Annotated in this window: 9 protein-coding genes; 6 read left to right on the plus strand and 3 right to left on the minus strand. The window is 69.9% G+C overall.

Going from position 1 to position 23,984, the window contains the following annotated elements:
• Positions 1 to 187: 187 nt before the first annotated feature.
• Positions 188 to 1,684 (minus strand): MFS transporter, encoded by a 1,497-nt coding sequence (locus tag ABZX90_RS15080; protein WP_355205087.1) that lies wholly within the window; start codon positions 1,682 to 1,684, stop codon positions 188 to 190.
• 481 nt (positions 1,685 to 2,165) lie between these two features.
• Between ABZX90_RS15080 and ABZX90_RS15085 the strand changes: the two genes are divergently transcribed.
• The 3 genes from ABZX90_RS15085 (at position 2,166) to mfd (ending at position 9,420) form a co-directional block, all read left to right on the plus strand.
• Positions 2,166 to 2,954 (plus strand): ABC transporter ATP-binding protein, encoded by a 789-nt coding sequence (locus ABZX90_RS15085; protein ID WP_355204985.1) that lies wholly within the window; start codon positions 2,166 to 2,168, stop codon positions 2,952 to 2,954.
• Complete coding sequence (locus tag ABZX90_RS15090; protein WP_355204988.1) at positions 2,951 to 5,515, plus strand: FtsX-like permease family protein; 2,565 nt, start codon at positions 2,951 to 2,953, stop codon at positions 5,513 to 5,515. Before ABZX90_RS15085 ends, ABZX90_RS15090 begins: the two co-directional genes overlap by 4 nt.
• Positions 5,516 to 5,868: 353 nt before the next feature.
• On the plus strand, positions 5,869 to 9,420 hold the full coding sequence (mfd, locus tag ABZX90_RS15095; RefSeq protein ID WP_355204991.1) for a transcription-repair coupling factor: 3,552 nt from the start codon (positions 5,869 to 5,871) through the stop codon (positions 9,418 to 9,420).
• A 117-nt stretch (positions 9,421 to 9,537) separates the two neighbouring features.
• Here the strand turns inward: mfd and ABZX90_RS15100 are convergent, their stop codons facing one another.
• Complete coding sequence (locus ABZX90_RS15100) at positions 9,538 to 10,128, minus strand: TetR/AcrR family transcriptional regulator (RefSeq protein WP_351132856.1); 591 nt, start codon at positions 10,126 to 10,128, stop codon at positions 9,538 to 9,540.
• Positions 10,129 to 10,376: 248 nt separating this feature from the next.
• Between ABZX90_RS15100 and ABZX90_RS15105 the strand changes: the two genes are divergently transcribed.
• Positions 10,377 to 11,288, plus strand: coding sequence for a hypothetical protein (locus tag ABZX90_RS15105; RefSeq protein WP_355204994.1), 912 nt, complete (start codon positions 10,377 to 10,379; stop codon positions 11,286 to 11,288).
• Positions 11,289 to 11,522: 234 nt separating this feature from the next.
• Here ABZX90_RS15105 and ABZX90_RS15110 read toward each other — a convergent pair whose 3' ends face one another.
• The gene (locus ABZX90_RS15110; RefSeq protein ID WP_355204997.1) at positions 11,523 to 11,708 is read right to left on the minus strand and encodes an Rv0909 family putative TA system antitoxin; all 186 of its coding nucleotides are present in this window, start codon (positions 11,706 to 11,708) and stop codon (positions 11,523 to 11,525) included.
• A gap of 161 nt (positions 11,709 to 11,869) precedes the next feature.
• On the opposite strand from ABZX90_RS15110, the gene ABZX90_RS15115 reads away from it, so the two are divergent.
• The gene (locus ABZX90_RS15115; RefSeq protein WP_351132850.1) at positions 11,870 to 12,601 is read left to right on the plus strand and encodes an HNH endonuclease family protein; all 732 of its coding nucleotides are present in this window, start codon (positions 11,870 to 11,872) and stop codon (positions 12,599 to 12,601) included.
• 263 nt (positions 12,602 to 12,864) lie between these two features.
• On the plus strand, positions 12,865 to 23,946 hold the full coding sequence (locus tag ABZX90_RS15120; protein ID WP_355205001.1) for a LamG-like jellyroll fold domain-containing protein: 11,082 nt from the start codon (positions 12,865 to 12,867) through the stop codon (positions 23,944 to 23,946).
• Positions 23,947 to 23,984 lie beyond the last annotated feature (38 nt).

A 23,984-nucleotide genomic window follows, 5' to 3' on the forward strand; every position in this document is an offset into this window, starting at 1 on the left:
ACCCTTTCACCAAACTGGGCGGTCGGTACGCGCTTACTCCGGCGACCTGGGGCGTTACCCGCGTTCACCTGTGGAGTTTCCCTGGAGTAGGCCTGGAGCTTCCTTGTGGTTCAGGTGTGGGAAGTGGGCGCTCTGGTGTGACTGATGGGGCGGGTCCTGTCCTTGCTCAGGGGGCCTTGTGGCGCGGTCAGTCCGTGGGGTTCTCGAGGACCGGGAAGCGGCGCGGTGCGACGAACAGCAGGACCAGGAAGGCGAGGGCCGCGGCGCACGCGGCCCCCAGATAGACGGCGTGGACCGCGTCGGCGACCGCGTGGCGCAGTTGCCCGGCCGGCGCGCCCGAGTCCAGGGCGCGGGTCACCGCGTCGAGATCCCCGGCGCCGCCGAGCCGCGCGGCCAGTACCCCGTTGGCGACGGCGCCGAACAGGGCGGCGCCCATGGTCTGTCCGGTCTGCCGGCAGAAGAGTACGGAGGCGGTGGTCGTGCCGCGTTCGGCCCACCCGACGGTCGACTGGACCCCGATGATCAGGGGGAGCTGGAAGAGCCCGAGCGCGCCGCCCAGCAGCAGCATCAGCAGGGCGGGCTGCCACGGCTCGCCCGGATAGGGCAGGAAGGGGAAGGCGAGCAGGAGCAGGCTCGCCGTTCCGATGCCGAGCATCGCGGTGTTGCGGAAACCGATGCGGCGGTAGACGTGCTGGCTGAGCGCCGCGGACACCGGCCAGCTCAACGTCCATACGGAGAGCACGAATCCGGCGGCGACCGGGGCGAGCCCGAGGACCGCCTGCGCGTAGGTGGGCAGGAAGACCGTCGGCGCGACCATGAGCAGGCCCAGCGCCCCGAGCGCCAGGTTGACCGCGGCGATCGTCCGGCGGCGCCACACCCAGCCCGGGATGATCGGTTCGGCGGCCCGCCGCTCGACGGCCACGACGACCGCGACCAGGCAGAGGCCCGTGCCGAACAGGGCGATCGAGGGTGCCGAGAGCCAGCCCCAGGCGACCCCGCCCTGCACCAGGGCGGTCAGCAGGACGCCGCCGCAGGCGAACACGGCGAGGGCGCCCGCCCAGTCGATCCGCGGCCGCCGGGTGAGCGGGGCCCGCTGGGGTTCGCGCAGATGACGGGCGATCAGCCACAGCGCGACCGCGCCGACCGGCAGGTTGACGAGGAAGATCCACCGCCAGTCGGCGTACGCCGCGAGGACTCCGCCCAGGGCGGGACCCGCGATCGCCGAGGTCGCCCACACGGTGGACAGCTTGGCCTGGATCTTCGGGCGTTCGTCCAGCGGGTACAGATCGGCGGCCAGTGTCTGCACGGTGCCCTGGAGGGCGCCGCCGCCCAGACCCTGGACGACGCGGAAGGCGATGAGCGCGGCCATGTTCCAGGCCGTGGCGCAGAGCAGGGAGCCCAGGAGGAAGACGGCGGCGCCCGCCACGAGGACCGGTTTGCGGCCGAAGGTGTCGGAGAGCTTGCCGTAGACGGGGAGCGTGACCGTGACGGCCAGCAGGTAGCCCGAGAACAGCCAGGAGAAGACGGAGAATCCGCCGAGGTCGCCGACGATCTGCGGAACGGCGGTCGACACGATGGTGGAGTCGAGCGCGGCGAGAGCCATCGCCAGCATGAGCGCGGCGACGACGGCGCGGCGCCGCCGGGTCTCGGTCCGGGTGGTGCGGGGCGGGTTCTCCCGCACCACCGGTATCTCGGTGTCCCCCTCGCCCACGGGATTCCTTCCCCCTGCATCTATCTGCCGGGACCAGCTTCCCACTTGAGCCTCCCCCTGGGGGAGGGTGGACGCTGTGTGGGTCCGGAGGCGGACGTGACCCCGGGGAGGTGTCCACCGAAGGGTGGAGGACCCCTAGGGGGATCTCCGTACTACGGCTCGGGGAGGGTTCGTCCCACCGGAGGACGAGACGGGACGGGGGGCGTCCTTAACCTGGCTTTACGCCGTCGGGGGCGCGTCCGGTCGTACGGACCGCACCCACGGGGGTGGGGTTTTCCCCAGCAGAAGACGGGGCCGTGCACCAGCGCGCCCGACCCCCTCCCGGCACCAGACTTACGGACGTGGCCCAGCGCACCGCGTCCGAAGGGACGCGGACCTTCGCGGCCTCTAGCCATCGCTCGCAGACTTTCGCAGCCCAGCAGGTCCCGCTGCTGGCCGACTTAGGAGACATACCGTGACATCGGCTGTAAGCATTCCCAGGCACGAGGGCACTGGAGGGCGTACGGCCGTCGCGGCGCGGGCGCGGCAGGTCGTCAAGGCGTACGGGTCCGGCGAGACCCGCGTCGTCGCCCTCGACCAGGTCGACGTGGACATCGCGCGGGGCCGGTTCACCGCCATCATGGGTCCCTCGGGATCAGGCAAGTCCACGCTGATGCACTGCCTCGCCGGGCTCGACACCGTCACCTCCGGCCAGATCTTCCTCGACGAGACCGAGATCACCGGGCTCAAGGACAAGAAGCTGACGCAGCTGCGCCGGGACCGGATCGGCTTCATCTTCCAGGCGTTCAACCTCCTGCCGACGCTGAACGCCCTGGAGAACATCACGCTCCCGATGGACATCGCGGGTCGCAAGCCCGACAAGCGCTGGCTGGACCAGGTCGTGGAGACCGTCGGGCTCGCGGACCGGCTGGGGCACCGCCCGAACCAGCTTTCCGGCGGCCAGCAGCAGCGCGTCGCGGTGGCACGGGCACTGGCGGCCCGCCCCGAGATCATCTTCGGCGACGAGCCGACCGGAAACCTCGACTCCCGGGCCGGCGCCGAGGTGCTGGGCTTCCTGCGGCGCTCGGTGGACGACCTGGGCCAGACCATCGTCATGGTCACGCACGACCCGGTGGCGGCCTCGTACGCGGACCGTGTGCTGTACCTCGCGGACGGCCGGATCGTCGACGAGATGCATCAGCCGACGGCCGACCAGGTCCTGGACCGTATGAAGGACTTCGACTCCCGCGGGCGGACGTCATGACCGTCCTCAAGTCCTCGATGCGCAACTTCTTCGCGCACAAGGGACGCATGGCGCTGTCCGCCGTGGCGGTCCTGCTGTCGGTGGCCTTCGTCTGCGGCACGCTCGTGTTCACCGACACGATGAACACGACGTTCGACAAGCTCTTCGCGGCCACCTCCTCCGACGTGACGGTGCTGCCGAAGGCGGCCAAGAGCGACGACACCCCGCAGAACGGCAAGCCCGAGTCGGTGCCGACCTCCGTGCTGGCGCAGGCGAAGCAGGCGGACGGCGTCAAGTCCGCCGAGGGCGCGGTCAGTTCGATGAACGTGACCGTCGTCGACAGCCACAACAAGAACATGGGCTCGACCACCGGCGCCCCGACCATCGCCGGCAACTGGACGCGCAACGACCTCCGTTCCACGGAGATCAGCTCCGGCCGCGCCCCCCGCGGACCCACCGAGGTGATGGTCGACGTCGACACCGCCGACAAACACCACCTGAAGATGGGCGATGAACTGCGCACCATCGCGGTGACCGGTGACTTCAAGGCCAGGATCGTCGGGATCGCCACCTTCAAGGTGACCAACCCCGGTGCCGCCGTCGTCTGGTTCGACACCGCCACCGCCCAGCGCGAACTGCTCGGTTCCACCGGCCGGTTCACCCAGATCAACGTCAGCGCCGCGCCGGGCGTCTCCGACACGCGCCTCAAGCAGAACGTCTCCACCGCGCTCCACGGGTCGTACAAGATCCAGACGCAGAAGGAGAACTCCGACGAGAACCGTCAGGGCGTCGGCCAGTTCATGAACGTCATCAAGTACGCCATGCTCGGCTTCGCCGGGATCGCGTTCCTGGTCGGCATCTTCCTGATCATCAACACCTTCTCGATGCTGGTCGCCCAGCGCACCCGCGAGATCGGCCTGATGCGCGCCATCGGCTCCTCCCGCAAGCAGGTCAACCGCTCGGTGCTGGCCGAGGCGCTGCTGCTCGGCATCGTCGGTTCGGTCCTCGGCGTCGCCGCGGGCGTCGGCCTCGCGGTCGGCCTGATGAAGCTCATGTCGTCGATGGGCATGGACCTGTCGACCCGTGACCTCACGGTGAAGGCGGCCACCCCGGTCATCGGCATGATCCTCGGCGTCGTCGTCACCGTCCTCGCCGCCTACCTGCCGGCCCGGCGGGCCGGCAAGGTCTCCCCGATGGCCGCGCTCCGCGACGCCGGCACCCCGGCCGACGGCAGGGCGGGTCTCGTCCGCGGGCTGATCGGCCTGGCCCTGACCGGCGCCGGAGCGTTCGCGCTCTACACGGCGGCCACCGCCGACAAGGCGAGCGAGGGCTCACTGGTCCTCGGCGCGGGCATCGTCCTCACCCTGATCGGCTTCGTGATCGTCGGCCCGCTCCTCGCGGGCGGCGTCGTCCGGGCGATCAGCGCCGTACTGCTGCGGATGTTCGGCCCCGTGGGCCGGCTCGCCGAGCGCAACGCGCTGCGCAACCCGCGCCGCACCGGCGCCACCGGCGCGGCCCTGATGATCGGCCTGGCCCTGGTCGCCTGCCTGTCGGTGGTCGGCTCCTCCATGGTGGCCTCGGCGACCGACGAGCTCGACAAGTCGGTCGGCGCGGACTTCATCGTCCAGGGCCAGCAGCGGATCGTCCCGCAGGCCGAGAAGGCCATGGAGACGTCCCCGGGCCTGGACCACGTCACCCGCTACAAGGACATCGCGGCCGAGCTGACCTCGCCGGACGGCAAGGTCGACACGTCCGGGATCACCGCGGCCGACCCGTCCTACGCCCAGGACCTGCGGCGCAAGACCACCGCCGGTGAGCTGTCGGCGGCCTACGGCAAGAACGCCATGTCGGTCGGCTCGGACTACGCCAAGAAGCACGGCGTGCGGGTCGGCGACACCCTGAGCGTCGCCTTCAAGGACGGCGCGACGGCGAAGCTCAAGGTCGCGGCCATCACGGACGACGACGTCGCCATCGACCAGGGCGCCCGGTACACCAGCATCGAGACGATGAAGAAGTACCTGCCCGCGAGCAAGATCCCGCCGAACGAGATCATGTTCGCCAAGGCCGAGCCGGGCCAGGAGAAGCAGGCGTACGCGGCCCTGAAGAAGTCCATGGAGCCGTACCCGCAGTACCAGGTCCGCGACCAGACGGACTACAAGCAGGAACTGAAGGACCAGGTGGGCCAGCTCCTGAACATGGTCTACGGCCTGCTGGGTCTGGCGATCGTGGTGGCGATCCTCGGTGTGGTGAACACCCTGGCGCTGTCGGTCGTCGAGCGCACCCGCGAGATCGGCCTGATGCGCGCCATCGGGCTCTCCCGCCGCCAGCTGCGCCGCATGATCCGCCTGGAGTCGGTCGTCATCGCCCTCTTCGGTGCCCTGCTCGGCCTGGGGCTCGGCATGAGCTGGGGCGCCACCGCCCAGAAACTCCTCGCCCTGGAGGGCCTGAAGGTTCTGGACATCCCCTGGCCGACCATCATCGGGGTCTTCATCGGCTCGGCCTTCGTGGGCCTGTTCGCCGCCCTGATCCCGGCGTTCCGAGCGGGCCGGATGAACGTACTGAACGCGATCGCCACCGACTAGCCGTCGGCGGACGGTCGAACCGAGCCACCGCGTACGGGGGTTGCGGGGGACGGGCCCGGTCCGAGGAGAGCCACTCTCCTCGGACCGGGCCCACGGTGTCTCCGGGGGCCGGTCCGGAGCGGCGTCCGTGACCGTCCCCGGAGCGCGTGGTTCCGGACGATGGCGGGCGGCGGGCCGGGCACAGACCGGCGACGGGGTGTGCCGCCGGGTGTGCGACGGGTCACGGAGCGGGGGCGGGGGCCCTCGGTGGACGGCCACGCGCGAGTGGTCGCGGAGTCGTAGGCTGGATGCCCCCGGCCCGTCCCACGTGTCGGGCGTCTCGCGTTGCCCACTCCCCGGGATGGAAGCCCTTCATGAGCCTGCACGGTCTGCTCGACGCCGTCGTCAAGGACGCCGCCCTCACGGAAGCGGTGCGGGCCGCCGCCGACGGCAACCGGATGCACGTCGACCTGGTCGGCCCACCGGCGGCGCGCCCGTTCGCCATCGCCGCGCTCGCACGCGAGAGCGGCCGTACGGTGCTGGCGGTGACCGCGACGGGCCGCGAGGCCGAGGACCTGGCCGCGGCCCTGCGCTCCCTGCTGCCGCCGGACGGTGTGGCCGAGTACCCGTCGTGGGAGACGCTGCCGCACGAGCGGCTCTCCCCCCGGTCGGACACCGTCGGCCGGCGCCTCGCCGTGCTGCGGCGCCTTTCCCACCCACGCCCCGACGACCCCGAGACCGGCCCGGTGTCCGTCGTCGTGGCCCCCATCCGCTCGGTCCTCCAGCCGCAGGTCAAGGGACTCGGCGATCTGGAGCCCGTCGTCCTGCGCACCGGCAGTACGGCCGACCTCGGCGAGACCGTCGCGGCGCTCGCGGCAGCCGCGTACTCCCGCGTCGAACTCGTCGAGAAGCGCGGCGAGTTCGCCGTCCGCGGCGGCATCCTGGACGTCTTCCCGCCCACCGAGGAGCACCCGCTCCGGGTGGAGTTCTGGGGCGACGACATCGAGGAGATCCGCTACTTCAAGATCGCCGACCAGCGTTCCCTCGAAGTCGCCGAGCACGGCCTGTGGGCCCCGCCCTGCCGGGAACTGCTGCTCACCGACGACGTGCGGGCACGGGCCGCCGCCCTCGCCGAGGCCCACCCGGAGCTGGGCGAACTCCTCGGCAAGATCGCCGAGGGCATCGCCGTGGAGGGCATGGAATCGCTCGCCCCGGTCCTCGTCGACGACATGGAACTGCTGCTCGACGTCCTGCCCGAGGGCGCGATGGCCGTCGTATGCGATCCGGAGCGAGTACGGACGCGGGCCTCGGACCTGGTGGCGACCTCACAGGAGTTCCTGCAGGCGTCCTGGGCGGCCACGGCCGGGGGCGGCGAGGCGCCCATCGACGTCGGCGCGGCCTCCCTGTGGGCCATCGCGGACGTACGGGACCGGGCGCGCGAGCTGGACATGATGTGGTGGTCGGTGTCGCCGTTCGCCGCCGACGGGGACCTCACGGACAGCTACGCCGGAGGCGTGGGAGACACCCTCAAGCTGGGCATGCACGCCCCCGAGACCTACCGCGGCGACACCGCCCGCGCGCTCGCCGACACCAAGGGCTGGCTGGCCGACGGCTGGCACACGGTCTACGTCACGGAGGCGCACGGCCCGGCGGCCCGCACCGTCGAGGTGCTGGGCGGCGAAGGCATCGCCGCCCGCCTGGACACCGACCTCACCGAGATCGGCCCCTCCGTCGTGCACGTGGCGTGCGGCTCCATCGACTACGGCTTCGTCGACCCCGCGCTCCGACTCGCCGTCCTGACGGAGACCGACCTCTCCGGCCAGAAGGCCGCGGGCAAGGACGGCGCCCGGATGCCGGCCCGCCGCCGCAAGACGATCGACCCGCTGACCCTGGAGACCGGCGACTACATCGTGCACGAACAGCACGGTGTCGGCCGCTACATCGAGATGGTGCAGCGCACCGTCCAGAGCGCGACCCGCGAATACCTGGTCGTCGAGTACGCCCCCGCCAAGCGCGGCCAGCCCGGCGACCGCCTCTACATCCCCACCGACCAGCTGGAGCAGATCACCAAGTACGTCGGCGGCGAGGCCCCGACCCTGCACCGCCTGGGCGGCGCCGACTGGACCAAGACCAAGGCGCGCGCCAAGAAGGCGGTCAAGGAGATCGCCGCCGACCTGATCAAGCTGTACTCGGCGCGGATGGCGGCCCCGGGACACGCCTTCGGCGCCGACACGCCCTGGCAGCGCGAGCTGGAGGACGCGTTCCCGTACGCGGAGACGCCCGACCAGCTGACGACGATCGCCGAGGTCAAGGAGGACATGGAGAAGACGGTCCCGATGGACCGTCTGATCTGCGGCGACGTCGGCTACGGCAAGACCGAGATCGCGGTCCGCGCCGCGTTCAAGGCGGTGCAGGACGGCAAGCAGGTCGCGGTCCTGGTGCCCACGACCCTGCTCGTCCAGCAGCACTTCGGCACGTTCTCCGAGCGCTACTCGCAGTTCCCGGTCAACGTCCGCGCGCTGTCCCGCTTCCAGACGGACACCGAGGCCAAGGCCGTCCTGGAGGGGCTGCGCGAGGGCGCGGTGGACCTCGTCATCGGCACCCACCGCCTGTTCTCCTCCGAGACGAAGTTCAAGGACCTGGGCCTGGTCATCGTCGACGAGGAGCAGCGCTTCGGCGTCGAGCACAAGGAGCAGCTGAAGAAGCTGCGCGCCAACGTCGACGTCCTGACGATGTCCGCGACCCCGATCCCCCGCACCCTGGAGATGGCGGTCACCGGCATCCGCGAGATGTCGACGATCACCACCCCGCCGGAGGAGCGGCACCCGGTGCTGACCTTCGTCGGCCCGTACGAGGAGAAGCAGATCGGCGCGGCGATCCGCCGTGAGCTGCTGCGCGAGGGCCAGGTCTTCTACATCCACAACCGGGTCGAGTCCATCGACCGCGCGGCCGCCCGGCTCCGGGAGATCGTCCCGGAGGCGCGGATCGCCACGGCCCACGGCCAGATGGGGGAGCAGGCCCTGGAGCAGGTGGTCGTCGACTTCTGGGAGAAGAAGTTCGACGTGCTGGTCTCCACGACGATCGTCGAGTCGGGCATCGACATCTCGAACGCGAACACCCTGATCGTGGAGCGCGGCGACAACTTCGGTCTCTCGCAGCTGCACCAGCTGCGCGGCCGGGTCGGCCGTGGCCGGGAGCGCGGCTACGCCTACTTCCTGTATCCGCCGGAGAAGCCCCTCACGGAGACGGCCCACGAGCGTCTCGCGACCATCGCGCAGCACACCGAGATGGGCGCGGGCATGTACGTGGCGATGAAGGACCTGGAGATCCGCGGCGCGGGCAATCTGCTCGGCGGCGAACAGTCGGGCCACATCGCCGGCGTCGGCTTCGACCTTTACGTACGCATGGTGGGCGAGGCGGTCGCGGACTACCGCGCCTCCCTGGAAGGCGGCGTGGAGGAGGAGCCGCCGCTGGAGGTCAAGATCGAGCTGCCGGTCGACGCGCACGTCCCGCACGACTACGCGCCGGGTGAGCGGCTGCGCCTGGCCGCGTACCGTTCCATCGCCTCCGCGAACACGGAGGAGGACGTCAAGGCCGTACGCGAGGAACTCGTCGACCGCTACGGCAAGCTTCCGGAGCCCGTCGAGAACCTGCTCCTCGTGGCGGGCCTGCGCATGCTCGCGCGCGCCTGCGGGGTCGGCGAGATCGTCCTCCAGGGCAACAACATCCGCTTCGCACCGGTGGAGTTGAGGGAGTCCCAGGAGCTGCGCCTGAAGCGCCTGTGCCCGGGAACCGTCATCAAGCCGACCGCCCACCAGATCCTCGTCCCCCGCCCGAAGACCGCGAAGGTGGGCGGAAAGCCGCTGGTCGGGCGGGAACTGCTCGGCTGGACCGGGGAGTTCCTGGCCTCGATCCTGGGGTCGTAGCGGTACCGCTCTGGGAAACAGGCCGCCGGCATCTCCGGCGGCCTGTTCGCCGTGTGCGGCTCAGGACCGGCTCAGGAGACCGGCTCAGGACCGGCTCGACCTGCTCAGGAGACCGGCTCAGGGCTGCTGGGGGCGGAACAGCATTCCCGTCAGGGCGTGGAAGACCTCGTCGGGGTCCTCGTCGCCCACCTGGCCGTCCAGGTTGTGGCTGATCAGGAGTGTGGCGAAGCCGTGGGCGAGGGACCAGGCCGCGATGCCGGCGAGGCGGGTGTCGGGGCCGCGGCCCTCCGAGGGGAGCGCGGAGACGGCGGCGCGCAGGCGCCCGCCCGCGAGTGTCCTCGCCGTGGTGAGCTCCAGGTCGTTCTCGCGGAGCAGCTCCGGGGAGAACATGACCTGGAAGTGGGCGGGATGGTCCCGCGCGAAACGTACGTAACGAACGCCCGCGTCGCGCAGGTCCTCTGCCGCGTCGAGTGCGGTCGCCAGGAGGCCGTAGCCCTCCGCCGCGATGGCCGTGAGCAGGCCGGTGCGGTCCTTGAAGTGGTGTGCCGGGGCGGCGTGCGAGACACCCGCGCGGCGGGCCAGGTCCCGCAGGCTCAGCGCGGCGGGCCCCTCGACGGCGATGACGTCGAGCGCGGCGCCGAGGATGGCTCGGCGCAGGTCCCCGTGGTGGTACGGGCGTGCGGAGCCGCTGGTCTTCGCGGGATTCATGACAGAAGCGTACGCCGAATCTAGGCATTGCCAAGTTCGGGCGCCGGGCCGGACGGCCGGGACGGACGGCCAGGGTGAGCGCCCGGACCGGTTCGATGGAATCTAGTCGTTGACAAGTTGGGTCGGCTCGGGCAATCTTGGCAGTGTCAAGTTGTGGAGCGTGTCGTTACGTGACGAGGGGTGGAGTCATGTCCGGGAATGTGGGCGGGGCGAGTGGGGCCGGCGGGGCAGGGGTCGCGGAGGACGGGGTGTCGCAGAAAGAGGTGCCGCAGGGTGGGGGGCCGAAGGAGGGTGCCGGCGTCGAGCTCGGCCGGGTGCGCCAGCTCTGGCACCTGCTGGAGCCCCTGCACGCCGTGCTGTACTACGCGCCGGAGGCCTTCGAGGAGGCGGCGGCGCTCGGGTACGGGATCGAGGAGCGCTGGCCGAGCTACTTCCCCTTCCGCGCGGCGCCGTTGGGGGCCGTCGGCAGCGGGCGGGTGGCCTCCGCCTTCTACAGCTTCAGCCCGCGCATGGTCGACGACCACATCAAGTCGGCCTGGGAGACCGCGAGTCCGGAGCAGGTGCTCGCGGCGCGGGAGCGGGCCGTCGACCGGGCTTACCGCGCGATATTGGGCGACCGCGTCACCAGTCCCGAGCTCGCCGAGGCTGCCGCACTGGCCCGCCGCGCAGCCGAGGCCGTGAACACCGCGGGGCGTCAACTCGCCGCCGCGAACGCCGATGTGAGCTGGCCCGAGGCTCCGCATCTGCAGCTGTGGCACGCGGCGACGATCCTGCGCGAGCACCGCGGCGACGGCCATCTCGCGGCCCTGCTCGTCGCCGGCCTGGACCCGGTCGAGTCCTTGGTCTCCTTCGCGGCGATAGGCGCGGCCTCCGTGGAGCGTTTCGAGAGCCGCGGCTGGAGCCCCGAGGAGTGGGCCGCCGCCAGGGACCGGCTGATCGCGCGCGGCCTGGTCGACGAGGACGGCATCGCCACGGACGCCGGCCGCCAGCTGCGCCGCCAGGTCGAGCACCACACCGACCGGCTCGCTGCCGCCCCATGGCAGTCGCTCGGCCCGGACGCGGTCGGCCGCCTCGCCGATCTGCTCGGCGAGTTCTGGGTCGCGGTGCTGGGCTCGGGGCTGCTGCCGTCGGAGACGACGCTGGGAATCGGGAAGGTCTGACGGTCGGTCGGCAGGGTCTGACGGTCGCGGTCCGACGGTGGGACCGCACCTCAACGACCCCGGCCCCATCCGGCCAAGAAGCCGTGATGGGGCTGGAAGGGGAGGTGCTGGATGCACCGGAGACGCACCACTGATCGACTTCAGTGACCGGTCGGGCCCATGGGCGGGCCCGGCACCTCGGTGGGGTGCGGTGCGCGGGGGTCGACGGTGGGTCGGAGTGTCGAATCGCTCCGGCTAGGGCTGTCCCGGCCGGTCGCGGTCCATCCCCATCGCGCCTTCAGCCTTCTGCTGCGCGTCGTCGACCTTGTCCGTGTACTTGTCGCTGGTCTTCTTGTTGACCTGCTTTTCCGCGGCGTCGGACATGTCCGCTGCTTTGTCCTGTGCCGCCCGGCTGCTCTTGAACCTGTCGAAGATGCCCATCCAGAGCTCCTTCCGGAGGTGACTCACGATCGACGATACGCCCGGCATACACCTCTTGCCCATTAATGCCTGGTATGGCCCAGGAATGAGGGCCGTTACCTTGGGCAGACGGGAAACACGTCCGAGCAGGGCGGACCCGGGGAGGCGAAGGGGAGGGCGTCGTGGTGCGTCTGAGGGGTGGGGCGGCTGCTGCCGCGGCGGTGCTGATCGTCATCGGTGCCGGAGTCAGTGGCTGCAAGAAGGACCCCATGGATTCCGCGGGGCCCGAGGAGACGGCGGCCGGAGGCGGTGGCGCCGCACTCGCCGCCGTGGACTCGCTGGCCGTCAAGGGGCGAGCGCCCAAGACCGGGTACAGCAGGGAGCGGTTCGGTACGGCCTGGGCCGACACCGACTCGAATCACTGCGACACCCGCGACGACATCCTCGAACGGGACCTGAAAGAGGTGAAGTTCAGCGACGGCACCTGCAGGGTGTCCCGCGGAGTCCTCGAACCGGATCCGTACGGTGGCAAGGACGTCACCTTCACCCGTGGGCGCAGTCTGGTCGACATCGACCATCTCGTCGCGCTCTCGGACGCCTGGCAGAAGGGCGCCAAGTACTGGGACGCGAGCAAGCGGATAGCCCTGGCCAACGACCCGCTCAATCTCCGGGCCGTCGGCGCGAGCGCCAACCGCAGCAAGGGTGACGGCGACACGGCGACCTGGCTCCCGCCCAACAAGGCGTATCGCTGTACGTATGTCGCCGCGCAGGTGGCCGTGAAGAAGAAGTACGGGCTGTGGGTGACCGGTGCCGAGAAGGCGGCCATGAAGAAGGTGCTGGCCGGCTGCCCCGGCCAGAAGCTTCCCTCGGGCGGCAACCCGACAGCGGCGCCGGAGAGATTCCACGCGAAGTGACCCGAGAGGGCCGGCCAGTGCGTCACTTCCATCGGATGAACACAATCGATCATGGAAGTGATTAGCTTGCAAAGTTATTTGCAAGAAGCAAAGGGGCAACTTGAAACAAGTCGACCTGGTTTAGCAAGAGATGGTCAAGGGTGAATCAAGAGTAGCCCTCGACTCTATGCGTGGCATGTTCACAACAGTCAAGATCAACAGGTTTTTGTTCTTCATCTGTGCGATCTCCCTGCCTGATTCTCCTGACTGTTGGAGTCGAAGCCGTGCGCATTCGGCCTGCCCGCCGTTCCAGCCGCCCCCGCCGCTCCGTCGGCCGTATGCACCGCATCCGGCGCCACGTGGCCACGGTCGCCCTGACGGCGCTCGCCCTGATGCTGACAACCCAGCAGGCTGTCGCCGAGGGGCGGGAGTTGGGCGAGGTGTCCCTCTCCCTGCCGAGCCTGTCCACCATGGTGGACTGGCTCCAGGACCCGCACTGGGGCAAGCTGCCGCACCAGAAGTCGGGCACCGCGGCCGGGCACAAGCACCACGTCTCCGCCAGGACGACCGACGCCGAGCGCGGTGTCGGCAGGAAGCCGGGCAAGGGCAAGGGTGAGCTCGCCGCCTACAAGCCGCACAAGTCGGCCGTTCAGCAGGGCAAGAGCCGGGGCGGCGGCACCTACAACGCGAAGACCAGCAAGCGCAACGCCGGCAAGTCCTCGCGCACCGACACCGTCTACGACAACGCCGACGGCAGCACCACCCGCCAGCTGTCCCCGACGCCCGTCAACTACCAGGTCGGCAAGGGCAAATGGGCTCCGATCGATGTGGACGTCAGAGCAGGGCCGGACGGCCGCTGGCACGAGAAGGCCAACTCCGTCGACGTCGACTTCGCCGCCGAGGCCAGTGACTCCGACCTCGTCTCCTTCGCCGCCGACAGCACACACTCCCTCGCCTACGGACTCGAAGGCGCGGCCTCCGTCCAGGGAGCGGCGGACGGCTCGCGCGTCACGTACGAGAACGTCCTGACGGACACCGACCTCCAGGTCGCCCCCACCGCGACCGGGGTCAAGGAAGCGATCGTCCTGCGTTCCGCGGACGCCGGGAACACCTGGACCTTCCCCCTGGACCTCAAGGGCCTCACGCCCGTCCAGACCAAGAGCGGGTCGATCGACCTGCGTGACGCCTCCGGCAGGACCGTCGAGCGCATCCCCGCGTCGTACGCCTACGACGCGAAGGTGAACCCGCGCTCCGGGGACCCGGCCACCACGTACGACGTCACCAACGAGCTCGTCCACGACAAGGACGGCTACGCGCTGAAGGTGACCCTCGACGAGCGCTGGCTGCACGACGCGCGCCGCGTCTTCCCGGTCATCGTCGACCCGACCGTCACGGACGGCTGGACCACCACCTACGCCGAGTCCGGCGAACCGGGCGACCACTCCTACGAGCAGACCGTCAAGGTCGGCTCCTACGACTCGGGCACCCACTCCGCGGTCAGCTACGTCAACCACTGGGACACCGCCTGGGACGGCAGCGGGGTCACCATCTCCTCCGCGACCCTGAACCTCTTCGACACCTGGGCCTCCACCTGCACGCCCGAACGCTTCGACGTCGCCCTGGTGACGCAGGCCTGGACCCCCGAGGGGGTCACCGGCTACCCGGGCCCGACCTACGGTTCGTCGATCGGCAACGCGACGCCGACCGTGCCCAACGCCTGCGCCAACACGGGCGCCGACCGCACCGTCGGCGACAACGTGGCGGTCTCGCTGTCCACCTCCGCCATCCAGGGCTGGATGAACGGCACCACCGCCGACTACGGCCTCGCGGTGTACGCGTCGACCGCCGACACCCTGCACTGGAAGCAGTTCGGCTCCTTCAACGACCCCTCGCGCGGCCCGAGACTCGTGGTCACCTACACGGGCAACACCGCGCCGCAGCTCTACGAGCAGTTCCCCGCCGACAACGCGGTCGTGGGAACCACCACACCCGAGCTGACCGCCTGGGCCGGCGGCGCCAACTCCAGCGGCAGCGCCGGCAAGTACGTCTTCAAGATCTACGACGCGACCAACACCCAGGTCGCCACGTCCGGCCTGATCACCACCGGCGACTGGATCGTCCCGGCGGGCAAGCTGGCCTGGGGCAAGAACTACACGTGGACCGTGCAGGCGTACGACTCGACGACGGCCCTGTACTCCGAGGCGGATCCCTACGCGCTCTCCGTCCAGGTCCCGCAGCCGGTGATCACCTCGGGCCTGTCGCAGAACAGCAGTGACCACGGCTTCGACGCGTCCATCGGCAACTACACGACCTCCGACACCGACGCCTCGATCTCCACCGTCGGCCCCTCGCTCGACGTGGAGCGCGACTACAACTCGCGCGACCCGCGCTGGACCGGCGCGTTCGGCTCCGGCTGGTCGAGCATCTTCGACTCCCGGGCCACCGAGCAGTACTCGGCCGCCGGCGCGGTGACCAGCGTCAACGTCACCTACCCCGACGGCTCGCAGGTCGGCTACGGCAAGAACAGCGACGGCACGTTCACCCCCGGCAGCGGGCGGTTCGCCACCTTCACCACGGTCACGGGCGGCTACACGCTCACCGACAAGGACGACACGGTCTACACGTTCACCCAGTCCCTGGGTTCGGGCGGATACGGCCTCACCTCGGTGACGGACGCCAACGGGCGATCCATCACCCTCACCTGGACCAGCGGCCACGTCACGAAGATGGCGTCCGCGGTCTCCAGCCGCACGCTGAACCTGACCTGGTTCACGCCGTCCGGCGCGTCGGCCGCGCACGTCCAGACCGTCGTCACCGACCCGGTCACCGCGGGCGACGCCGCCACGGCCCAGACCTGGACGTACGGCTACACCGGCGACCAGCTCACCAAGGTGTGCTCGCCGCAGTCGTCCACCAAATGCACGACGTACGGCTACACGACCGGCTCGCAGTACCAGAACGCCTCGCTCGACCTCGACCCGCACGGCATGTGGCCGCTGACGGAGGCCTCGGGCACCACCGCCAAGGACGCCGTCCTCGCCAACCAGGGCACCAACAACGCCACCTACGAGAACGTGACGCTGGGCGCGGCCGGTCCGCTGACCGGTTCGTCCGCGACGGCGGCCCAGTTCAACGGCACCTCGTCCGACATCGCGCTGCCCAAGAACACCGGCAACGACACCGACTCCGGTGCGCTCTCGCTCTGGTTCAAGACCTCCGCGGGCCCCGGCGTCCTGTACTCGTACGCCTCCCAGCCCATCGGTTCCGGGAAAGCAGCCGGCTTCTACACCCCGTCGATCTACGTCGGCACCGACGGCAAGCTGAACGCCGAGTTCTGGTACAGCGGCGGCATCAACCCGATCGTCACCACCGCGTCGGTCGCCGACGGTAAGTGGCACCACGTGGTGCTGTCGGCCGCGGGCAACTCGCAGACGCTGTTCGTCGACAACGCGAAGATCGGCTCGCGCACCGGCACCGTCTCCATCCAGAGCGCGGTCGCCTTCGGCAAGAACCAGTCCTTCAACTACCTCGGCACCGGCTTCCTCGGGGGCAACTGGCCCGACCAGGGTCACCCGAGCACCACCGACAAGACCGGATACGCCACCTACTTCAACGGCTCCATCGCGGAAGCCGCCTGGTACGGCCGCCCGCTGGTCGCCGCCGACGTGAACGCCCTCTACCAGAGCGGCACCCACGCCTCCAGCCTGCTCACCTCCATCACCCGGCCGTCCGGCAAGACGTACGCGGCGATGCAGTACGACGCGGGCACCACCGCCCTGACCCAGCTCACCGACGAGAACGGCGGTGTGTGGAAGCTCGCCGCTCCCACGGTCACCGGCTCCAGCCAGACCTACCGCGGAGCGGTGCTCGGCGCGGCGCCCGCCGGCTACTTCCGGCTGGGTGAGGCGGCGGGAGCGACCACGGCGCTCGACGAGGTACGCGGCGGCAACGGCACGTACAACGCGGTGACGCTGGGCGGCGCGGGTCCGTTCAGCGATCAGAAGGCCGCGGCCTTCAACGGCACGACCTCGTCCGTCGCACTCCCCAGCGGCATGCTGCCCGGAGCGGGCGCCGAGTCGGTCAGCATGTGGTTCAAGACCTCGACGGCGAACGGCGTGCTGCTCGGCGCGTCGAAGGACCCGCTGAGCGCGGGAACCACCGCCACCGCCTACACACCCGTTCTCTACGTCGGCAGCAGCGGAAAGCTGTACGGCGAGATCTGGTTCTCCGGCGGATCGACCAAACCCCTCGCCTCCACCGCGGCGGTGACCGACGGCAAATGGCACCACGTGGTGCTCTCGACGGCCGCCGACAGCCAGTCGATCTACCTCGACGACGTGCTGGTCGGCTCGCAGACCGGCACGGCCGCCATCACCGCCCAGACCAACCTCTACGTGGGCGCGGGCTTCAACGGCGGCAACTGGCCCGACGAGTCGCACAGCAGCACCACCAGCAGCACCGGCTACGCGACCTACTTCAAGGGTTCCATCGCCGATGTGTCCGTCTTCCGCTCCCAGCTCTCCGCCGCCGACGTGGCCGGTCAGTGGGAGGCGTCGAAGAACTCCACCGGGCTCCTCCCGGTCGAGACGGTCAAGGTGACCACGCCGGCGCAGGCCACGCTCACCTACACCTACGACGTCACCAACGGCAACCGGGCGCTGACCGACACCGACGGCCTCGGCAACAAGACCAGCTTCGGCTACGACACCGCCGGGTTCGAGCACACGGTCACCGACCCCAACGGCTCGATGAACGTCACCGGCCACGACGTACGCGGCAACGTCGTCTCCTCGACCGCCTGCCAGGACCAGTCCGCCAACAAATGCTCGACCGAGTACTACACGTACTACCCGGACGACACGACACCCCAGCTGACCACGCCCGACCCGCGCAACGACCAGCTCCTGACCGAGCGCGACGGCCGTTCCGCCTCCGCCACGGACAACACGTACCTGACCTCGTTCGCGTACGACGCCCAGGGCAACCAGACCGGCATCACCGGTCCCGCGGTCCCCGGCTTCCCCAAGGGCCGCACCACCACGACCGTCTACAGCGACGGCACCAGCACCTACCCCTCCGCCGACGGCGGCGTGGTGCCCAAGGGCATGCCGGTGAAGACGATCAGCCCCGGCGGCGCCGTCAACCAGGTGGGGTACTTCAAGAACGGCGACGTCGCCTCGACGACCGACGCCATCGGCCTGGTGACGACGTACACCTACGACGGCCTCGGCCAGGTGCTCAGCCAGAAGGTCGTCTCGGACACCTATCCGAACGGCCTGACCACCACGTACAAGTACGACCTCAACGGTGAGGTCGTCGAGGAGCACGACCCCCAGCTCACCGACCGCGTCACCGGCGCCACCCACGCCTCCGTCTCCACCACGGTCTACGACGAGGACGGCAACGTCACCTCGCAGACCGTCTCCGACGCGAGCGGCGGCGACGCGTCCCGCACCGAGACGCAGACCTACGACGCCTACAACCACGTTCTGACCCAGTCGGACGCCAACACGGCCGCGGGCGCGAGCAACGGCAACACGACCACGTACACCTACGACAACCAGGGCAACAAGACCAAGGAAGTCACCTCGGCGGGCAACGAGACCCGCTACACCTACGACGACAGCGGCAACCTGCTCACGCAGGCCCTGATGTCCACCGGTGACCCGGTCAACCCGCAGCCGGCGACCCTGCTCACCGAGTCCTCGCGCGCCTACGACCCGGCCGGCCGCCTCGCGTCCGTGACCGACGCGATGGGCAGCACCACCGCGTACACCTACCTGGACGACGGCCTGACCGCCTCGGTCAAGCGGACCAGCCCCGACGGCACGAAGAGCTACGTCCTGGAGTCGGACACCTACGACGCGGCGGGCAACCTGCTCACCGCCACGTCCGACAACGGCGAGACCGTCACCAGCTACAAGGTCGACGCGGCCTCCCGCACCACCTCCACCACGGTCGACCCAGCCGGTGTGGCCCGCGTCTCCACGGTCTCCTACACCCCGGACGACCAGGTCGCCAGCGAGAACGACCACGACGCGACGGGCTACGACCGCACCACCACCAGCACCTACGACGCCATGGGCAACCTGCTCAGCGAGACGCTGTACGGGGACGCCTCCGGGCACCCGGCCGGCTGGTGGAAGCTCAACCAGACCTCCGGCACCAACATCACCGACTCCTCCGGCACCGGCAACACCGCCACCGCCGGATCGGGCGTCACCTGGTCGGACAACGCGGCGAAGTTCGCGGGCACCACGACCGGCACCGGCAACGTCGTCGACACCACCGGCCCGGTCCTGGACACCACCGCCTCGTACGCCGTCTCCGCCTGGGTCAACCTCGGCGACACCTCCACCTACCGCACGTTCGTCGCGCAGGGCGGCACCAACCGGCCGTCCTTCTACCTCCAGTACTCCAAGGCCGACAACGCGTACCGCTTCCACGCGGCCAACGCCGACGTGGCCTCGCCGACCGCGTTCTACGACGCCACGGCGACCGCCGCGCCCACGCTGAACACCTGGACGCACCTGGCCGCCGTCTTCGACGCGACGACCGGCTCGATGAAGCTGTACGTCAACGGCGCCCAGGCGGGCTCGGCCACCAACGCCGCCCCCTGGACCGGCACCGGACCGCTCTCCATCGGCGGCAGCGAGAAGGCCGACGGCACGACGAGCGACGTCGTCGCCGGTTCGGTCGGTGACGTGCAGGTCTACCAGCGGGCCCTGTCCGCCGCCGACGTCACCTCGCTCTACGGCAAGGGCCGCACCGGCGGCACGGTCGGCTCCTCCACCGAGCAGACCACCAAGTACACCTACGACAAGCGGGGCCTGCCGGCGTCCACGACGGACGCCGAGCAGAACACCACCACGTACGCCTACGACGAGGCCGGCAACCTCGCAGTCTCCACCGCGCCCGCCGTCCAGTCCGAGCCCGACGGCACCACCGCGGCCACCGTCCACCCCGTCACCACCAGCGGGTTCAACACCTTCGGCGAGGGCGTCGAGGAGCAGGACCCGAACGGCCTGGTGACGACCACGGTCTACGACGCCAACGGCAACAAGGTCTCCGAGACCCTCCCGGCGTACACCCCCGCGGGCGCCTCCACGCCCAACGCGGGCACCACGGTCTGGAAGTACGACAGCGAGGGCAACCAGACCGACGAGATCAGCCCGAGCGGCAAGACCACCTCGTCCCTCTACGACCAGATGGGCAACCTCGCCCAGATCACGGGACCGGACGGCACGAAGACGCACGCCACCTACGACACGGCGGGCGACCAGCTCTCCGCGACGGACGGCAGCGGCGCGCAGACCCAGGCCACCTACGACTACCTGGGCCGCCAGCTGACCTCGACGACGATGGAGCGCTACCCGTCGACGAAGACGCTGACGACCACGAACTCGTACGCGGTCACGACCGGCAACCCGTACGGCGCCCACACCGCGTCGACGACCTCGGCGGGCGGGGTGACCAACTCCTACGCCTACAACCGGGCCGGCGACATCACCTCGGTCACGGACGGCGCGGGCAACACCACCCGCTACGGCTACGACTTCGAGGGCAACACCACGAAGACGACGCTGGCCGACGGCACCTGGACCGAGACGGACTACAACGCCTCGGACGACCCGACGGCGACGCGCGCCTACGACGCCGGCGGTACGAAGCTGTCGGAGACCTCGCAGCAGTACGACGGCGTGGGCAACCTGACGGCGTCGACCGACGCCAACCAGCACACCACGCGCTGGACCTACGACGCCGCGGGCACCATCACCCAGCAGGTGGAGCCGGTGGACGCCTCCACCTCCATCACCACCACCTTCGGCTACGACGCGGCCGGCAACCGCACCCGCTTCACCGACGGCCGCGGCAACTCCTGGCGCTACACCTACACACCGTGGGGCCAGCAGGAGAAGACGATCGAGCCGACGACCGCCAAGTACACCTCGGCCGCCGACTCGACGACGACCTTCGCCTACGACGCCGACGGCCAGGTGACGACGGCCACCCTTCCGGGCGGTGTCACGACGTCGATGACGTACGACGCCAACGGCCGGCTGAAGACGATGTCCGGCGCGGGCGCCGACGCGGCGACTGCGAAGCGCAGCTTCGACTACGACGCGAACGGCCGGGTCCTGTCGGCCGACACGGACGCGGCGGGCATCGCGGGCGCGGTGGACCACCAGGACGCCACGCACGACGCGTTCACCTACGACGACCGCGGCGACGTCCTGACGGCGACGGGCTCGGCGGGCTCCTCCAGCTTCACCTACAACAACGACACGTCGATGCTGACGCGGACGGACGCGGCGGGCACGACGTCGTACGGCTACGACACGGCGGGCCGCATGTCGACGCTGAACGACGCGGCGACCGGCACCCAACTGACCGCCAGCTACGGCCAGTTGAACGAGATCAAGTCGATCAAGTACGGCTCGACAGGCCAGACCCGCACCTTCGGCTACAACAACTCCCACGAGCTGACGAGCGACGTCCTGGTCCAGGGCGCGTCGACCGTGGCGAGTCTCGGGTACGGCTACGACAAGAACGGCAACCTGACGTCGAAGACGACGACCGGTGTGGCGGGCGCGTCGTCCAACACGTACACCTACGACTGGTCGGACCGCCTGACGTCCTGGAACAACGGTTCCACGACGAAGAGTTACGCCTACGACGCCTCGGGCAACCGGATCCGCAACGGCTCGGACGTCTACACCTACGACGCCCGTGACGAGCTGACCTCGGACGGCACGCACACCTACGACTACTCCGCGCGCGGCACGATGACGCAGGAGTCGCAGGCCTCGGGCTCGGTGGCGTACAAGACGGACGCCTTCGGCGGCCAGATCGCGGCCGGCACGCAGTCGTACACGCTGGACGCGCTCGGCCGGAACATCACCGACGCGGACACGTCGGCGGGGACCACGCGCACGTTCGCCTACTCGGGCGCGAGCAACACGATCGCGTCGGACGGCGACAACACGTACACCTACGACCCGTCGGGCAGCGTGATCGGCATCAAGCCGGCGGGCGGCAGCGGGGTGCTGGCCCTGACGGACCAGCACAGCGACGTGGTGGGCACGTTCACGTCGGGCGCGACCACGCTGTCGGGCTCGGCGTCGTACGACCCGCTGGGCAAGGTGGTGTCACCGACGAACACGGTGACGGGCCACCTGGGCTTCCAGTCCGGATGGACGGAGCCCGGCTCGGGTGACGTGGGCACGGCGTCCCGCTGGTACAGCCCGGACACCGGCCAGTTCCTGAACAAGGACAGCATCTCGCTGAACGCGGTGCCGAACTCGGTGGCGGCGAACCCCTTCGCCTACGTCGACGACAACCCGATGGCGGGCACGGACGAGTCCGGCAACTGCTCCTGGTACGACGTGGTGTGCGGGGCGAAGAAGGTCGCGCACAAGGCCAAGCACGTGGTCAAGCACGTGGCGCACAAGGTCTACCACGCGGCCAAGCACGTGGCCCGCAAGGTCGTCCATGCCGTGAAGCACGCGGCGCACAAGGTCGTCCACCATGTGCGCGACGTCTACCACGCGACGGTGCGGGTGACGCGGCGCGTCTACCACTACGCGGCACGCCATGTCAGACGCGCGTATCACGCGGCGGTCCATGCGGTGCATACGGCGTATCACAAGGCATCACGTGTGGTGCATCGCGTGGTGCACGCGGCGAAGAAGGTGGCCCACAAGGCCGCGAACGTCGTCAAGAAGGGCGTCAAGGCGGCGGCCCACGCGACCAGGACGGCGTACCACGCGACCGTCAAGGCGGCGAAGGCGACGGCGACGTTCGTCAAGCACCACGCCGCGGCGATCACCTCGTTCGTGGTCTCGACGGCGGTGTTCGCGGGCTGCGAGGCGGCCACCTGGGGCGTCGGCACGGTCGGCTGCGCGGCGATGGCCGGCGCGGCGGGCTCCCTGGTCGAGCAGGGCTTCAAGTGCGCGGAGAACGGCGGAGGCGACTGCAGCGCGGGCGCGTTCGCGGGCTCGGCGATCGAGGGCGCGGTCCTGGGCGCGGCCGGCGGCAAGCTGGGCGAACTCGGCGGCAAGCTCCTGGCGAAGGTGGCACCCAAGGCGATGAAGGCCGTGGGAGGCCTGTTCGGCAAGGGCGCGACGGAGGCGGAGGAAACGGCCGCCACGGACGCCACCGAGGTGGCTGCTTCGCGGGCGGAGTCCGAGGGGGCGGGGACGCGGAGTCAGTCGTCGTCGGGCAAGGGCTGTCGCGTCCACAGCTTCACGGGATCGACCCGGGTGCTGATGGCGGATGGGACCACCCGAGCGATCGACCACCTGCGGGTGGGCGACACGATCTCCAACTCGGTGCCGGGAGTTGCGGGTACGGAGGCGCACAAGGTCACCGCGGTGATCGTGACGCACACGGACCACGACTTCGTGGACCTGACCATCAAGAAGACCGTGGCGTCGGCGGCGAAGAAGACCACGAAGGCCGGGGCGAAGTCCCTGGCCCGGAAGGTGGCCCGCAAGGCGGCGTTCGGCCTCGCGGCCTCGGCGGCGGTGCTGGGCGCGCTGGCGGCGAGCCACGGCCACGGCCACGGTCAGCAGCCGGCGACGGCTCCGGTGGCGGCGGTCAGCAGCACGGTGTCCGCGCAGGACACCAAGGCGGCTGGGGCGACTGGGGCGGCGCAGGCAGGTGACGACACCAAGGGTGCGCACCTCACGACGACGTTCCACCACCCGTTCTACGACGAGACCCAGTCGGCGTTCGTCGAGGCCAAGGATCTGAAGGCCGGCGACGTCCTCCAGACCCCGACCGGCACGGCCGAGGTCACCGGCGTCCGCCTGTACCACGCGAACACCACGACGTACGACCTCACCATCGGCACCCTCCACACGTACTACGTGGAGGCAGGCACCACCCGGGTCCTCGTCCACAACTGCGACGGCCGCGGCGGCCTCAGTAACGAGGAGGAGGCACAGCACGCTCAGGTAGCCGCCGACGTCCTTCAGCACGCGCGTCACCGGGCCACCAACGAGACCATCGCCGGAGTCAGGGGAGCGCAGGGGACGTTCGGGACGAGCGCCGTCGTCGGGGTTCGCAACACCACGACGGGAGATGTCTCGATCCGTACCGCGGTGAACCACAGCGGGGCTGCTCCCGACAGCTGGCCGCAGTGGGCGAAGAACGCTTTCGTGCAGGGTGATGGGCACGCCGAGACGACAATTTTGGACGGCCTGGCCCACGACGAGGAGGTCGTCTTCGGCGCGGCATCCCGCAATATCTGCAACAAGTGCAACTCGGCATTGTCGAAGCTCAAGGGGATCGTCATCGGTGGTGAGCAATTCGCCGGCGGTCCGAAGGCCACGCCGTTCCGCATGTTCTGGCGGGAGGGCTGAACAAGTCCATGATCTTCTAGGCATGTAACATTAGACTG

This window comes from Streptomyces sp. NPDC002935 (genome assembly GCF_040611295.1).
In the GTDB taxonomy this organism is placed as follows: Bacteria; Actinomycetota; Actinomycetes; order Streptomycetales; family Streptomycetaceae; genus Streptomyces.

Bases quoted from the DNA above. Each gene is read 5' to 3' on its own strand.
- ABZX90_RS15090 (WP_355204988.1), top strand. From the start codon at position 2,951: ATGACCGTCCTCAAGTCCTCGATGCGCAACTTCTTCGCGCACAAGGGA.
- mfd (WP_355204991.1), top strand. From the start codon at position 5,869: ATGAGCCTGCACGGTCTGCTCGACGCCGTCGTCAAGGACGCCGCCCTC.
- ABZX90_RS15100 (WP_351132856.1), bottom strand. From the start codon at position 10,128: ATGAATCCCGCGAAGACCAGCGGCTCCGCACGCCCGTACCACCACGGG.
- ABZX90_RS15110 (WP_355204997.1), bottom strand. From the start codon at position 11,708: ATGGGCATCTTCGACAGGTTCAAGAGCAGCCGGGCGGCACAGGACAAA.